The organism is Psychrobacter cibarius (assembly GCF_016107535.1).
GTDB classification, from domain to species: Bacteria; Pseudomonadota; Gammaproteobacteria; order Pseudomonadales; family Moraxellaceae; genus Psychrobacter; species Psychrobacter cibarius.
The window spans coordinates 71,711-86,914 of record NZ_JABASQ010000001.1; the positions used below are offsets into that span (position 1 = coordinate 71,711).

Consider the following 15,204-nt stretch of genomic DNA (forward strand, 5'->3'; position numbering starts at 1 on the left):
GGAATATACTATGTCACGTTTTTTTATTAATCGCCCTATTTTTGCATGGGTTATGGCTATTTTAGTCATGCTCATCGGGGTGATATCGGTCATTAACTTACCGATTGAGCAGTATCCACGTATTGCACCACCGACGATTTCAGTCAGCGCAAGCTATCCTGGTGCTAATGCTCAGACGGTTGAAGATTCAGTCGTTCAGATTATTGAGCAACGCATGAAGGGTCTTGATGGGCTGATGTATATGTCGTCATCGAGCTCCTCGAATGGCGCTGCATCCATTACGCTCACTTTCGAAAATGGTACGGATTCTGATACTGCACAGGTACAGGTACAGAACAAACTCCAAGCCGCCATGAGCTCACTACCCGAGTCGGTACAGCGTCAAGGCGTCAACGTTAATAAATCCTCTAGCAGCTTTTTAATGGTGCAAGGTTTTATTTCTGAAGATGGCAGCATGGATCGTGCGGATATCGCCGATTATGTCAACTCAAACGTTGTTGACCAGTTAAGCCGTGTGGAAGGTGTTGGTGAAGTACAAGTTTTTGGTTCTGCTTATGCCATGCGCATTTGGTTAGATCCAGCGCGCTTACGTAGCTATAACATGGTGCCAGCTGATGTGGTTGAGGCAGTACGGGCACAAAACGCCCAAGTATCTGCCGGTCAGCTAGGTCAAGCACCTGCTGATACCAGTCAACAGGTTATCAATGCGACTGTCACGGTTCAAAGCTATCTACAAACGCCTGATGAATTTAAAAACATTCTATTAAAAACCGATACTGCTGGCGCAAAAGTGCGTTTAGGTGATGTGGCAGAGGTTGAGATTGGTAGTGCAGACTACGGCGTAGTGTCGCTATACAATGGTAAAGAAGCAGCCGGTCTTGGTATTTCATTGGCAGGTGGTGCAAATGCACTGGAAACTCGTGAAGCCGTTGGGGCTCGTATGGCAGAGCTGGAAGCAAACTTCCCAGCAGGTCTAACATCCGTTATCCCTTATGACACCACACCATTTGTGCGCTTGTCTATCGAACAAGTGGTTATGACACTGCTTGAGGCAATTGTTCTCGTATTTATCGTCATGTTCGTTTTCTTACAGAACTGGCGTGCGACCATCATTCCTACTCTTGCCGTACCTGTCGTACTACTTGGCACCTTCGCTGTACTTTACATCGCTGGTTTTAGTATTAACGTCTTGACCATGTTTGCCATGGTACTATCCATCGGTCTGTTGGTCGATGATGCGATCGTCGTCGTCGAAAACGTCGAGCGTATCTTGGAAGAAGATCCTGATATCTCTATTAAGGATGCTACCGTACAATCGATGGGCGAGATTAGTAAAATCGTTATCGGTATTGCGCTGATTCTCTCTGCCGTATTCGTACCGATGGCATTCTTCGGTGGCTCAACAGGTGTGATTTATCGTCAGTTCTCTATCACCTTAATTACCAGTATGGTGCTATCGGCCTTAGTGGCGCTTATCTTTACCCCTGCCCTTTGTGTGACCTTACTCAAGCGTAGCAAGAGCCATGATAAAGGCAATACAGAAGAGCAAAAAGGCTTCTTTGGTTGGTTTAACCGCTCGTTTTATAAAGTCAGCCGTAGTTACGAGAATTTAGTTGGCAAAAGTTTCCGCTTGAAGTGGCTATACTTAATTCTTTATGCTGCCATTATCGGTATTATGGCAGTGGTATTCTTACGTATTCCCGGCTCGTTTTTACCAGAAGAAGATCAAGGTATTATGTTTACCTTGGTTCAGTTACCTGCTGGTGCGACGCTTGATGAAACGCAAGAAGTGCTCGATAAAGTCAGTGATTATTACAGTACCCAAGAAGGCGATAATATCGCTTCAGTCTTTACTATCGCAGGTTTCAGTTTTGCAGGACAAGGGCAGAATATGGGACTGGCCTTTGTACGTTTATCGGATTGGGCTGATCGTCCCGGTGAAGAAAACACTGCACAGGCTGTCGCTGATCGCGCCATGGGTTACTTCTTTACCCAACTAAATGAAGCACAAGTATTTGCGATTGTACCGCCAGCCATTACCGAACTGGGTAACGCCAGTGGTTTTGACTTAATGATTCAAGACACGGGTAACCTTGGACATGAGGGTCTACTCGAAGCACGTAATATGCTGCTGGGCATGGCTGCGCAAAACGACAAAGTCGCGGGCGTTCGTCCAAATGGTCAAGAAGATGCACCGCAGTTAAAAGTAAATATTAATCAAGAGCAGGCCGCTGCTTATGGCTTGTCACTTGCTAGCATTAATAGCGTTATTTCTACCGCTTGGGGCTCAAGTTATATTAATGACTTCGTCGATCGCGGGCGTATTAAACGCGTCTTTGTTCAAGGTGAACCAAGCAGCCGTACCAATCCTGAAGATATTGCTAAATGGTATGTACGCAACGATGTAGGTGAAATGATTTCATTTGATGCGTTCTCTAGCAGCGAATGGCAATCTGGCTCACCGCGTCTGACCCGTTATAACAGCTTACCATCGATGAATATTCAAGGTAGTGCTGCACCTGGTCTAAGTACGGGTGAAGCGATGAGTTCGATGGAAGCAATGATGGAGAATCTGCCTGAAGGTGTGGGCTATGAGTGGACGGGTATGTCACTTGAAGAGCAAAAGTCAGGTGCACAAGCGCCGATGCTATACGCGCTCTCAATCTTGGTGGTATTCTTATGTCTAGCAGCCTTGTATGAAAGCTGGTCTATCCCCTTCTCTGTGCTATTGGTCATTCCACTTGGGGTATTAGGTGCAGTCATCTTTACTTGGCTACGTGGCTTTAATAACGATATTTATTTGCAGGTAGGTCTACTCACAGTCGTTGGTCTATCCGCTAAAAATGCTATCTTAATTATTGAGTTTGCAAAAGAGCACCAAGAGGAAGGCTATAGTCTGAGAGAAGCTGTCATGACAGCCGCGCGTCAACGTTTGCGCCCGATTATCATGACCTCGCTCGCCTTTGGACTGGGTGTTGTGCCATTATTTATCGCCACAGGTCCTGGTTCAGGCAGTCAAAATGCCATTGGTACCAGTGTACTCGGTGGCGTTGTGACCGCGACATTGTTAGGTATCTTCTTTATTCCCATGTTTTATATTTGGGTACGTAGTATGTTCCCGTACAAATACGAGAATAATAAACCAAATGATAAAGATGATGGTCATGGTACGCCTGACCCGCAAAACCCAACGCCTTCTGAGAATTATCAGCCTGCAAGCTTTGGAGACAATACACAATGAGTGTTCAGAAAACATATAACACCAACTCAGCAGCGGTAGCAAATATTGCTATCACTGCGCAACCAGCGGGCTCACATATGCGCAGAAATGCTGGTCGCCTAATCGGCTTGACCGTTTTAGCGATGAGCATGGCTGCTTGTAACACGATTCCAAAAGCAGATATGCGCCCTGTGCTTGCTGAGCCAAATATCCCTATCGAACAAACCTATGGGGCATTCGATAAAGAAACAGTTAGTAGCGCTGATCAAGCAAGTATTGCGGGTCAACGCTGGCAGAATTTTTATAGCGATGAGCGTTTAAAGGGCTTGATTGCTTTAGGGTTAGAGAACAACAAAGATTTTGAAAGTGCTCGTTTAGCAATCGAGAAAGCACGCGCACAGTATCAGATTACCGATCTTAATGATCTACCAGCGATTAATGGTAATGGTGGATACACGCGTCAAGCACAAAATAGAACCGACAAAAACCCCAACAGTAGCTATAACGTCAACCTAGGGTTGGCTAATTACGAGTTGGACTTTTGGGGCAAAATTGCTAGCTTAAAAGATCAAGCGCTACAGAATTTCTTAGCCACTACAGCGGCCAAAGATTCGACCCAAATCAGTTTGATTAGTAACATCGCTCAGAGCTATGCCAACTTAAGCTATAGCTTAGCGCAGTTAAAGCTAGCAGAAGCCACGGTTGAGAGTCGTGAAAAGTCTCTGTTTATCGCTGATAAACGCTTTGAAGCAGGCATTGATCCGAAGCTGCCATCTTTGCAAGCCAGTGCGTCATTAGAAAATGCCAAACTTGCTGTCCTACGGGCACAAAGCAGCATTTTAAAATCACGTAACGCCTTGCAGTTCTTGGTGGGTGGACCGATTCCAACCAATCTAATTCCAACACCAGCAGTCAGCAACATCACTAGCCAGCAGATATTTAGTGCAGGCTTACCAAGTGAGTTGCTACGTTATCGCCCAGATGTACTGCAAGCAGAATACAACCTAAAAGCCGCTGGAGCCAATATCGAAGTGGCACGCGCGTCTTATTTCCCGTCTATCAGCTTAGCCAGTAGCATTGGGGTTAGTAGCGGCAGTTTAGATGACTTATTCAAAAGCGGCGCTGTCGGTTGGTCGTTTGGTCCAAGCATTAGCGTGCCTATCTTTGACGCTGGTCGCTTAGACGCCAATTACGATGTGGCTAAAATTGAGCGTGAACAAACGCTCGCAGGCTACGAGAAATCTATCCAAACCGCATTCCGTGAAGTGTCAGACGTACTCGCGACACGAGCCACACTGGGTGAGCAGCTCGAAGCACAATACCGTCTACAAGATAACTTTGAACAAACATTCCAGATAGCAGATGCACGCTTTAAAGCAGGTATTGCCAACTATCTAGATGTGCTAGATGCACAGCGTTCATTGTTCTCAACGCAGCAAGGTATTTTGGATTTAGAGCTACAAAAAATTGTGAGCCAAGTCGAGCTATACCAAGTGCTGGGTGGCGGTGCTAATCTGGATGTACCAACGGCGATTCCTGTACCGCATAAAAACTTAGTGCAACTAGTGAATCTACCTGCCAGTAGCAATAAAGCAAAAGCGGAAAATGCTATCGATGCGGCTAGCTCAGCGCGAGTTGCTTCTGCACAAGAAGCGAACGCCATTAAACAAGCGCAACCATCGGAAACGGCTACCTTTGAGCCGACCGCTGTCGTTGATGTCAATAATGATGGCAAAAAAGATGCTGCCGTAGGAGTGGTTACCAAACAGACGACGTATAACGAAACCAGCGTTGAGCAAGTACCGGTCACGCAGATCGTTGAGCCTTAAACACTCATAAATAGTGTGAGGTGAATTCCTTCACATTGATAGTCGATAAGTACAAAAAGCCCTACCGACTTGGTAGGGCTTTTTGCTTTTGTAAGGCGCTTTTAGTTATAGTAGAGAAATTAGCTTACACATACTTTTATCCACTTATTAGGGTCTGTTGAACATTCAAATGTGGTGCTGGCAGTCATTATTTTTTAGACAATATGCAGTGAAATTTTTGATGCCTAGTCATTCTAGGTTAAACAATTTCGCCATATATTGGCAAAAAAGAGTATTGCCCTGAAAGGCTGATGCTAAAATTACCCCAAACGTTGTTGCAAGCCTAGCTAAGGTCTCGACATTATCGTCGGTTTGCGCCTAGTTTGGTGCAATTTTAGCAATCAGCAGCCCTAATATTTGAATGTTCAACAGACCCTAATGTCCGTGATATAAAAAAACATATGCTTCAAAACAGCTTATTTAATCAAGCTGATAAATAACAATGACTAAAATCTAATGAGGACAAATCATGACTTATACCTTTAACCGTCAATTCCCTGAAACTCGTCTACGTCGATTACGCTACAACGATAACGTACGCGCGATGATTCGTGAAGTTGAGCTGCATCCTAAGCACTTTATCGCCCCTGTCTTCGTCTTAGAAGGCAAAAACAAGCGCGAAGCAATCGCTAGTATGCCAGGCGTTGAACGCTTATCGATTGACCTACTGATCAACTATGCCAAAGAATTATTAAGCGAGGGCGTCACTACCATCGACATCTTTCCTGTTATTGATAATTCCTTAAAAACACCTGATGGCAAATCAGCTTATGACGAAAACGCCCTTACTGCTCGTACCGTAAAAGCGATCAAAGATGCTGTGCCTGAAATGGTAGTAATGACCGATGTGGCGTTAGATCCTTATACCTCGCACGGTCAAGATGGACTGCTGGATGATTCAGGCTATGTGATTAATGATGAAACGGTTGAAGTATTGGTCAAGCAAGCATTGGTACATGCCCGCGCTGGTGCTGACATCATCTCGCCTAGTGATATGATGGATGGCCGTATCAAAGCTATGCGTGACGCCTTTGAAGCCGAAGGCTTTGTGAATACCGCTATCATGGCTTACTCTGCCAAATATGCTTCTGCATACTATGGCCCATTCCGTGATGCCGTCGGCAGTGCTGGCAACCTAAAAGGCGGACACAAGAAACAGTACCAGATGGATTTCGGTAATCGTGCTGAAGCATTGCACGAAGTGGCGATGGACATAGCCGAGGGTGCAGATATGGTCATGATTAAGCCGGGTCAGCCGTATCTAGACCTTATTCGTGAAGTTAAAAATACCTTTGGCGTACCGACCTTTGCTTATCAAGTGTCTGGTGAATATGCGATGCATATGGCTGCGATTCAAAATGGTTGGCTAACCGATGCAGTCATTTTAGAATCGTTGATTGGTTTCCGCCGTGCAGGCGCGGATGGGATTTTGACGTATTTTGCGCTAGAAGCCGCTCGTCAGTTGAATAATGCGTAATATAAATTAAGCAGCTTTTTATTTATACCGTCAATTTATCGCGCCAACTGTGATCAAGCAGCTGGCGCGATTTTTATTGGTCTTATTTTAAAACTTCACTAAAAATTATAAAAGTGTACGCTCGTGTGGCTCATTAAAATCAAGCACTGGACCAACAGGAATGATACGCGTGGGATTGATATTGGCATGGCTAGTATAATAATGCTGCTTGATATGATCGATGCTTACCGTCTCTGCAATATCTGGCACTTGATATAAATCACGCAAATAACCCCAAAGATTGGGATAATCAACAATACGGCGAATATTACATTTAAAGTGTCCGACATATACCGCATCAAAACGCACCAGCGTAGTAAAGAAGCGCCAGTCCGCCTCAGTTATCGTATTACCTAGCAAATAACGCTGGTCTGTCAAACGTGCCTCTAGCGTCTCTAATACACCGAATAGCTCCGTCACTGCTTCTTCATAGACGGATTGTTTGGTGGCAAAACCCGATTTATAAACCCCATTATTAATCGCATCATAGACAAATGCATTGATCTCATCGATTTCCGCTATGCAATCTGCTGGTAAAAAATTACCTGCTAGTGCCCCAACCTCATCAAAAGCTGAGTTAAACATACGAATGATCTCAGAGGACTCATTACTGACGATGGTATTGGTTTTTTTGTCCCATAATACTGGCACCGTCACGCGTCCTGTATAGTCAGGCTTTGCCGCCGTATAAATCTCATATAAGTAATTCGCATTTACAATAGGATCAGCAATCACGCCCTCGCCCTCTGCAAACGTCCAGCCCTTATCGCCCATAAATGGATGCACCACTGACAGCGAAATCAGGTCTTGCAAACCCTTGAGTTGACGATAAATGATGGTACGATGTGCCCAAGGACATGCAAGCGAGATATATAAATGATAGCGATCAGCTTCGGCTTTAAAACCGCCAACACCTGATGAGCCTGCGCTGCCATCGACCGTGACCCAATTTCTAAAACCGGCATCTTCTCGCTCAAAGCGTCCACCGCTCGCCTCTGTGTCATACCATTTGTCTTGCCATTGACCATCAACCAATAGACCCATTCCGCTCTCCTCAACATTCTATTTTGATATAATTTTTGTGAACTATGAGTACTGTGAAACTATTATCACAATCCTCACTTTATTTTGAGAATGATACCAGTTATATACTGCCTAGCTATTAAGATTTGTAGTTCTACTGACAATAAAAAATAAACCAATTTCAATAACTATTTAATATAACTACATAAAAAAATATTAAAAGTTACTTAATATAAAGTGTGATAATCATTATTATGCTAATAAAAAAATTTATTATAAATAAAGCTTGTAAAATCTCAAAAACTTGATAGAATACTCAACCTAAATAGGCGTATAGCTCAGTTGGTTAGAGCGCTACCTTGACATGGTAGAGGTCAGCAGTTCGAGTCTGCTTATGCCTACCAAATATTTAGAAAGCCCCAATCTCACGATTGGGGCTTTTTTTGTCCGTGAAATATAAGCTGTAGCGGAAAATCTTTACTCGTAACGCCCTGTAATCATCACTATGTAAGCTGTTTTAAATTGCTAAAAAAGACGACGGTGACCAAAACGTGACCAGTCTTTAAAAATCCCTAAACTAAAAATTCTCTTTTTGACTTCTACTTCGAATTTTAGATTAACGTCTATTTCTTTATATTCTCTGCCTCAACTTCTGTTACATATTCAAAAAGATCTCCTACTCCTACTCCTAAATACTCACAAAGCTTATCTATAGTGTCGAAATCAATTCTTGATGACTGATCATTGTATATCTTATGCAACGTCGTGTTGCTTACTCCTGTCGCTCGTACGGCATCCGCTACTTTTAGCCTTCTTTCACAACAAAGTCGGAAGATGGTTAACTATCATCCTATAAACCCCCATTATAATTATAAAAATTACTTGCACAGTTATAAATTTATGGAAAATTACAACTGTGGTATTAAAAATTACCATTATGGTTAAACTATATATAAGGAACATATTATTTAACATACCTAACTACCCAAGCGCTTTCTGATCTCATCAAATATAACCCTCGTACTATCCGTCATGAGCTCAAAGATAGTGTGCTTATCGAGGGTATTCATTACATACGTCCATTTGGCGGTCGTAAGATCTTGTACATTTGGGAAGAGATTGAAAAAGATATGCGCACTGGCGTCGCCGATAGCATCAATGCCATGGCACTTCAATAAGGAGAAATAGAATGGTTAGTATCATAAGTAGATACGGCAAGCTTATTCTGGATTTTTACTATATGGGTAAACGCTGTCGGGAGACGACAAACCTGACCGACACTCCAGTGAATCGCAAAAAGCTTGAGAAGGTGATTGAAAAAATGGAAGCAGAAATCATCCTAGGTTTGTTCAACTATGCTAAGTACTTTCCAAAAAGTGACAAAGTGACAAAGTGACAAAGCGGCAGAAATGGTAGCTTTAAAAGATCGCAAGGAATGTATCAACGTAAAAATCCTTATTGCGAGAAAGGATAAACTCAGGTAAAGTTTAAAAAACATTTGTTTGGATTAATAATTGAATATGAATAATGATAATGAGCAGAATTGTTCGATAGTTGCTGGTAATACTTTTATCGCGCATGTTCGTGCCAGCGACGGTCATGAACAACCTCTCTATGACCATTTAACAGGCACAGCAAAAATATCCAAAAACTTGGCAACTAAGATTGGTTTGCCATTAGCGGGTGAGTTGATTGGACTGGTACATGATTTAGGCAAATATAGCCAAGAATTTCAAGAATATATTAAAGACAGTATCACTTATGATAATTATAAAAGCCTAGATTTAGATGAGGACGAAGAAGCCGAAATCTTGCTAAAAGGCAAACCAAAACGCGGTTCTGTCGATCACTCTACCGCTGGCGCAATTTATTTATATAAACAGCTTAAAGGCTTATCTACCAGCCGAATCAATGACAGCACTCAAGAAAAAATAAAAATAGGTCAAGGACAACTGCTTGCCGATATTTTATTCATTTGTGTTGCCTCCCATCATAGCGGCATGGTCAATGTCATTGATAAAGAAGGCAATGAATACCTTAAAAATCGTAAGCAAAAAATCGAGGGCAAATCTCATTATCAAGAGTCTTTAACCAATGCCTACGATAATGAGTTATTTGCTCACTTAGATGACAAGATTAACAATCAAATGCTGGGCGAATTTAGCAAAGCGATTGCCAATGTGTTAAACGATAAATCCTCGAAAGACAAACAAAAAGACTTTTACATTGGCTTTTATGCGCGTCTGCTGTTTAGCTGTCTGATTGATGCCGATCGTAGTAATAGCATCGCTTTTGAGCATCCAGACCAAGCGTATCTATTAGATTATCAGCGCCCAAATTGGCAGACTGCGATAGATAAAGTGGAAGCGCTGTATGAGGATTTTGCCAATCAAGCAAAAAACAGTCCTCATAACCCCATCAATGAGCAGCGCACCCATATTGCAGATACTTGTTATGCTAGCGGCCAACAAGCGCAAGGTATCTATACTTTAACCGTGCCAACGGGCGGCGGCAAAACACTTGCCAGCCTACGCTTTGCGCTCCAACATGCCAAAAAACACACTCTTGAGCGCATTATCTATATCATTCCTTTTACCAGCATCATTGAGCAAAATGCCGCTGAGATTCGCAAGGTGCTAGAAGAAAAGCGACCCGATGGCAGTTTTGATGGCAAATGGGTGTTAGAGCAACATTCTAACTTAGAGCCTGACGTGCAAACATGGCAAAGTAAACTAATTATGGACAATTGGAATGCGCCAATTGTATTTACCACGATGGTGCAGTTTTTAGAAAGCTGCTTTGGCGGCGGTACTAAAGGTGTCAGGCGTTTGCACCAGTTAAGCCACGCGGTACTTATCTTTGATGAAATTCAAACCTTGCCCATCATTTGCTATTATCTATTTTGTAATGCCATTAACTTTTTAACCCGTCATGCTAGCTCTACAGCGGTGCTATGTACGGCGACGCAACCAGTGCTAGACAATCTTCCCATCGCGCATAATGGCAGTCTCAACCCCTCAACAGAAATCATCGGTGATCGTGAGCAGTTAGCCACCCTATTTGACACCCTAAAGCGCGTGGACATTCATGACCACACTCAAACGCCTAGAGATTTAGACAACTTAACAGCTTATATTGAAGACAACTTTCAAAAATATGCCAGCACTTTAGTAATTGTGAATACCAAAGCGTGGGCAACGCAGCTGTATCAATCGCTATCAGCCTCTATAGCTGAGAATGAGCTATTCCACCTGAGTACAGGGCAATGCGCGCGTCACCGTAAAGATTTATTAGCTAAGATTAGAAGTCGGTTAGACCAAGGCTTACCAACCTTGGTCATCTCAACGCAATTGATAGAAGCTGGCGTGGATGTCTCGTTTAAGTCCGTGATTCGGTTTTTGGCAGGTCTTGACAGTATCGCGCAAGCTGCTGGACGCTGTAACCGTCATGGCGAGATGAGTGATGATTCAGGAGTGTCTTTAAGGGGACAAGTATTTATCGTCCGTCCTGATAAAGAAAACCTAAGCAAATTGCCAACTATTGAGCTGGGTAGAAATAAAATGTCTGATATTCTTCACAGTTTAAGACTGCCTGAAAATGAGGGTAAGCATCTACTTGACCCTGACATTATGAATAGTTTTTTTAATGCATTTTGTACCGCAGACTATATGAAAAAAGAGATGGCTTATCCGATTAAAAATCAAGGTGGCAAGTCCTCTGGTTCTGAGACCGTATATGGTTGGTTAAGTAGCAACACTACGAACCCTGTTGTCAATAATGAAAATTCAAACAGACTTAAAAACGGTCAATATCCAAAACTTTGGCAGTCTTTTATGGATGCAGGACGCGCATTTAAGGCGATTGATGCGCCAACGCAAGCAATTATCGTTCCTTATCATAAAGCAGGTGTTGAGCTGATTAATGACTTGCACGGTACACTCGTCAGCGATGGTGAATTTTATAAACTAGTCCATAAAGCTCAGCAATATAGTGTCAACGTGTTCCCTTGGATGCTGCAAAAATTACAAGATGATAAGGCAATAGTCATGGTCAGAGACACGGGTATTCTAACGCTAAATGAGCAGTTTTATGATGAGCATATGGGGATAGATATTGCAGGAACAGGCAAGCTTGATTTTGTAGATTTTGGGATGTAGCAGTTGATATGAAAATGGCAATGACCGTGGTAAGACAGTCATTGCCGAGCAAATAAGGTTACCCCTATCTACTTTAGAATTTCAATCCACATCATAAATTGATGAAGAAAAATTATAACATAAGTGGCTACAGAGTAATGATATTAACTATCTACATTAGAGAAAATTGACTTATCTCTTTTTTGATTCTATTATCTATGAATAGCAACAAGTAATTCTTCTTAAATAGTTAATAGGGCAAATATTATGTTAAAAAAATTTTTATATAAGTTTATTTCAAATAAGTCAAAAAATAATGTAAATGCTGACAAAACAATGGTTTATGCAAGTCATGCTTCTGTGCTTTTTATAATCAGTTTAGGCATGTCAATTACTGCATTTTATCTAGCTAATATCAGTGCTCGAGAATCCATGCTTTCAACTAAGATCGTTATTACATTCGCTTTTATTATTGGAGCGATTAACGTCTTTATACGCTTTTTAGATATTGTCTTTGAAGCCATAAAATATGATTACGATAAAAGGGCAAGTTTATGAAAAAAAACTCAATCGAATTTCTACTCACCGGACGACATGCTCTATTTACCGACCCCATCACTCGTATTGGTGGCGAAAAAACCAGCTATCATCTGCCAACGTACGAAGCGCTAAAAGGGGTCTGCAAAAGCATTTATTGGAAACCCTCCATCATCTGGTATGTCGATAAAGTACGGGTGATAAACCCCATTCGCACCCAAACCAAAGGCATGAAACCCATTAAATTTCACAAAGATGAAAATGATTTGGCTTATTACACCTACCTTCATGATGTCGCTTATCAAGTGCAAGCGCATTTTGAATGGAATATGCATCGCCCAGAACTTGCCGCTGATCGTATTGATGGTAAGCACTACAGCATCGCCCAGCGTATGGTCAATAAAGGCGGTCGCCAAGATATATTTTTAGGCGCAAGAGAGTGCCAAGGCTATGTAGAACCTTGCGAATTTGGTAGCGGTGTAGGCGCTTATGATGATACGCCGGAGTTAAGCTATGGTCTCATGTTTCATAGCTTTGCCTATCCTGATGAAACTGGCATAGATGAGCTACACAGTCGATTTTTTCGAGCAGTGATGGAGTATGGTGTCGTAGAGTTTCCCAAGCCGACGGATGATTTGCAAACCGATAGCAATAATGGTATGCCCAATCGCTTTGTGCGCGCGATGACTGCCAAAAGCTTTGCGCTTGATGATAATTTTCAATCAGTCATGCAAACGGAGGCAACGCTATGAGTTGGTTACAACGGTTATATCAAACCTACGAGCTTGCCAGTAAAAATGAAGAGATTCAAGCGCAAGATCATGCTTTGATGCCTTATTACCACGTCAATCAAAACATACAAATCATCGCCACCATCAATAATAAAGGCGACTTTGTTAGAGCAGAAATCTGCCGAGAGGATAGCGGCAAAGTCAAATCTAAATACCTTGCGATTCCTGCGACTAACGATTCTGCTAACCGCACTTCGGGCGCAGTCGCCCATCCGTTATCAGACAAATTGCAATATGTGGCTAAAGACTTTTACAGTTATAGCGACAATAAAAAAGATGTTTATCCTTTATATGAAGAAGTGCTTTCGACTTGGTGCCACTCAGAATACGCCCATCCAAAAGCCCAAGCGGTGCTAAATTATATCCAAAAAGGCACGCTGGTCAAAGATTTATTAAATGCCAATGTTCTGATTGCTGATCCTGAGGATAATAATAAACTCGCTTGTCCTGCACAAGCTGGCGACTATCCGGACAGTATTTTATCCTCATTAAATAAAAATAAAGGCGTATTTGACCAAGGCGCAGCGTTTGTTGCATGGCAAGTCATCAATAGCGAATTGGGCAGTCAAGCCAAACCAAGCCAAGCTGAAACGTGGAAAGATGACAGCTTATTTGAGTCATGGCAGCAGTTTTATGCCACTCTTGATAGCATCGATGGCTTTTGTTATATCACGGGTCAAAACCGTCCACTTGCCAGCAAACATCCTAACCGTATTTTGCGAAGCGCGACCAATGCCAAGCTCATCTCCGCTAATGACATGGACAGCTTTACCTTTTTAGGACGCTTTACGGACAATAAAGCCTCTATCAAGGCGCACGGTTTGCAAGGCGCGAATATCAGTGCTGTGGTCACCGAAAAAGCCCATGCCGCGCTCTCTTGGTTGCTGACGCGTCAAGGGCGCGAGGAAGCAGGACAAGCGGTTGTCGCTTGGGCAATATCTGGTGAGGAGACGTTACAGCCAACCGAACCCTTGAATAAAAGCGCCACTTTTGATGTGGTCAAAAATGCTGAACAAAGTGAGCAGATGCTTTTTGAATCGGACGATATTGACGAATTCGAAAATATGGACAGTGAAGATGATGAAGACAGTGAACAAGAGATCGCTGTCACTGATAAGGAAGCGCCTTTACCCTTTAAGCACAGTAACAATCTAGGTCATCTGTTCGCGACCCATTTAAACAACACCATGCAAGGCTATCGGCAGAAGCTTGACGCACATGACCAAATTTCTATCATCACTTTGGAAGCCGCGACCCCTGGACGTATGGCAGTGACGTATTATCATGAGAGTATGCCCAACGATTATATTGACGCGCTAGAGTCTTGGCATCGACAATTTGCGTGGTATTTTACTTACGCTGACCCCGAAAGTGGTGAGCGTAAATTAACGCTCAAAGCGCCAACCCCTAAGCAAATCTCCCAAGTGGCTTATGGCGCGCGTCTGTCTGATGCGCTAAAAAAACAAGTCGTCTCGCAAGTACTGCCTTGTATCGTTGAGGGAGAGGCAAGGCAGTTTCCTTGGCAATTGGTCGATTTGTCCATCAAACGCGCTTGTAACCCACTGGCATTAGACAACTGGGAGTGGGAGCAAGCTATTAGCGTTGCCTGTGCCTTATACCGTGGCTATTATTTGCGTCAATCAGAATCTAAAAAAAGGAGCTATACCGTGGCATTACAAACTGACTATACCAGCCGTGACTATTTATACGGTCGCCTATTGGCGGTTGCTGAAGATATCGAGAGCTTAGCGCTATTTATAGCAGGCGAAAAACGCAACACCACCGCACAGCGTTACATGCAGCAGTTTGCCAATCGCCCCTTTACCACATGGCGCAATATCGAGCTGGCTCTCAAGCCTTATGAGAACCGCCTAAAGTCCAATCGTGGCGGTTATTTGGCTAATAAACAAGATTTAATGGACCAAATCATGAGCTTATTTAATGTTGCAGACTTTACCAATGATGCCGCCTTGTCAGGTGAGTTTTTACTGGGTTATCACAGCCAAAAAATGCAAATAAAACTGGATAAACAGCAAGCAAAAAAGAATCGTGAAGACGAAAAATATTTAGAAAACACTGATACAACGGCTTAATCTAAACTTTTGAATATTTG

Annotated in this window: 10 protein-coding genes, 1 tRNA gene and 1 pseudogene; 10 read left to right on the top strand and 2 right to left on the bottom strand. The window is 42.8% G+C overall.

Annotation, left to right across the window (positions count from 1 at the left end; all coding sequences use genetic code 11):
* Positions 1-10: 10 nt before the first annotated feature.
* The 3 genes from JFC08_RS00330 to hemB all read left to right on the top strand — a co-directional run bounded on the left by JFC08_RS00330 (position 11) and on the right by hemB (position 6,565).
* Complete coding sequence (locus tag JFC08_RS00330) at positions 11-3,241, top strand: efflux RND transporter permease subunit (RefSeq protein ID WP_045447025.1); 3,231 nt, start codon at positions 11-13, stop codon at positions 3,239-3,241.
* Positions 3,238-5,049 carry an efflux transporter outer membrane subunit gene (locus JFC08_RS00335; protein WP_198329276.1) on the top strand — a complete coding sequence of 604 codons (1,812 nt, stop codon included), beginning with the start codon at positions 3,238-3,240 and terminating at the stop codon, positions 5,047-5,049. The genes JFC08_RS00330 and JFC08_RS00335 overlap by 4 nt, the downstream gene beginning before the upstream one ends.
* Before the next feature lie 508 nt (positions 5,050-5,557).
* Positions 5,558-6,565 carry a porphobilinogen synthase gene (gene hemB, locus JFC08_RS00340; RefSeq protein WP_109589282.1) on the top strand — a complete coding sequence of 336 codons (1,008 nt, stop codon included), beginning with the start codon at positions 5,558-5,560 and terminating at the stop codon, positions 6,563-6,565.
* Positions 6,566-6,670: 105 nt separating this feature from the next.
* Here hemB and JFC08_RS00345 read toward each other — a convergent pair whose 3' ends face one another.
* Entirely contained in the window at positions 6,671-7,648 is a 978-nt protein-coding gene (locus JFC08_RS00345; protein WP_198329277.1) for a glutathione S-transferase family protein, read from the bottom strand.
* A 306-nt stretch (positions 7,649-7,954) separates the two neighbouring features.
* Here JFC08_RS00345 and JFC08_RS00350 point away from each other — a divergent pair.
* Positions 7,955-8,031 (top strand) — tRNA-Val (locus tag JFC08_RS00350).
* Between the two features lie 219 nt (positions 8,032-8,250).
* Here JFC08_RS00350 and JFC08_RS00355 read toward each other — a convergent pair.
* Positions 8,251-8,463 carry a helix-turn-helix domain-containing protein gene (locus JFC08_RS00355; RefSeq protein WP_420825199.1) on the bottom strand — a complete coding sequence of 71 codons (213 nt, stop codon included), beginning with the start codon at positions 8,461-8,463 and terminating at the stop codon, positions 8,251-8,253.
* A 213-nt stretch (positions 8,464-8,676) separates the two neighbouring features.
* On the opposite strand from JFC08_RS00355, the gene JFC08_RS13975 reads away from it, so the two are divergent.
* The 6 genes and pseudogenes from JFC08_RS13975 to cas8c all read left to right on the top strand — a co-directional run bounded on the left by JFC08_RS13975 (position 8,677) and on the right by cas8c (position 15,184).
* Complete coding sequence (locus tag JFC08_RS13975; protein ID WP_276509880.1) at positions 8,677-8,805, top strand: hypothetical protein; 129 nt, start codon at positions 8,677-8,679, stop codon at positions 8,803-8,805.
* Between the two features lie 11 nt (positions 8,806-8,816).
* Positions 8,817-9,014, top strand: a pseudogene (locus JFC08_RS00360) (Arm DNA-binding domain-containing protein); the annotation flags it as partial.
* A 133-nt stretch (positions 9,015-9,147) separates the two neighbouring features.
* A complete protein-coding gene (gene cas3 / locus JFC08_RS00365) occupies positions 9,148-11,784 on the top strand; it encodes a CRISPR-associated helicase Cas3' (RefSeq protein WP_198329279.1) in 2,637 nt (878 codons plus the stop codon).
* A gap of 246 nt (positions 11,785-12,030) precedes the next feature.
* Positions 12,031-12,321, top strand: coding sequence for a hypothetical protein (locus tag JFC08_RS00370; RefSeq protein WP_198329280.1), 291 nt, complete (start codon positions 12,031-12,033; stop codon positions 12,319-12,321).
* On the top strand, positions 12,318-13,052 hold the full coding sequence (gene cas5c, locus JFC08_RS00375; RefSeq protein WP_198329281.1) for a type I-C CRISPR-associated protein Cas5c: 735 nt from the start codon (positions 12,318-12,320) through the stop codon (positions 13,050-13,052). Before JFC08_RS00370 ends, cas5c begins: the two co-directional genes overlap by 4 nt.
* The gene (gene cas8c / locus JFC08_RS00380) at positions 13,049-15,184 is read left to right on the top strand and encodes a type I-C CRISPR-associated protein Cas8c/Csd1 (protein WP_198329282.1); all 2,136 of its coding nucleotides are present in this window, start codon (positions 13,049-13,051) and stop codon (positions 15,182-15,184) included. The genes cas5c and cas8c overlap by 4 nt, the downstream gene beginning before the upstream one ends.
* Positions 15,185-15,204: the final 20 nt, after the last annotated feature.

Coding starts and splice junctions, on each gene's coding strand:
- cas3 (WP_198329279.1), top strand. CDS start 9,148: ATGAATAATGATAATGAGCAGAATTGTTCGATAGTTGCTGGTAATACT.
- cas8c (WP_198329282.1), top strand. CDS start 13,049: ATGAGTTGGTTACAACGGTTATATCAAACCTACGAGCTTGCCAGTAAA.
- JFC08_RS00330 (WP_045447025.1), top strand. CDS start 11: ATGTCACGTTTTTTTATTAATCGCCCTATTTTTGCATGGGTTATGGCT.
- JFC08_RS00335 (WP_198329276.1), top strand. CDS start 3,238: ATGAGTGTTCAGAAAACATATAACACCAACTCAGCAGCGGTAGCAAAT.
- cas5c (WP_198329281.1), top strand. CDS start 12,318: ATGAAAAAAAACTCAATCGAATTTCTACTCACCGGACGACATGCTCTA.
- hemB (WP_109589282.1), top strand. CDS start 5,558: ATGACTTATACCTTTAACCGTCAATTCCCTGAAACTCGTCTACGTCGA.
- JFC08_RS00345 (WP_198329277.1), bottom strand. CDS start 7,648: ATGGGTCTATTGGTTGATGGTCAATGGCAAGACAAATGGTATGACACA.
- JFC08_RS00370 (WP_198329280.1), top strand. CDS start 12,031: ATGTTAAAAAAATTTTTATATAAGTTTATTTCAAATAAGTCAAAAAAT.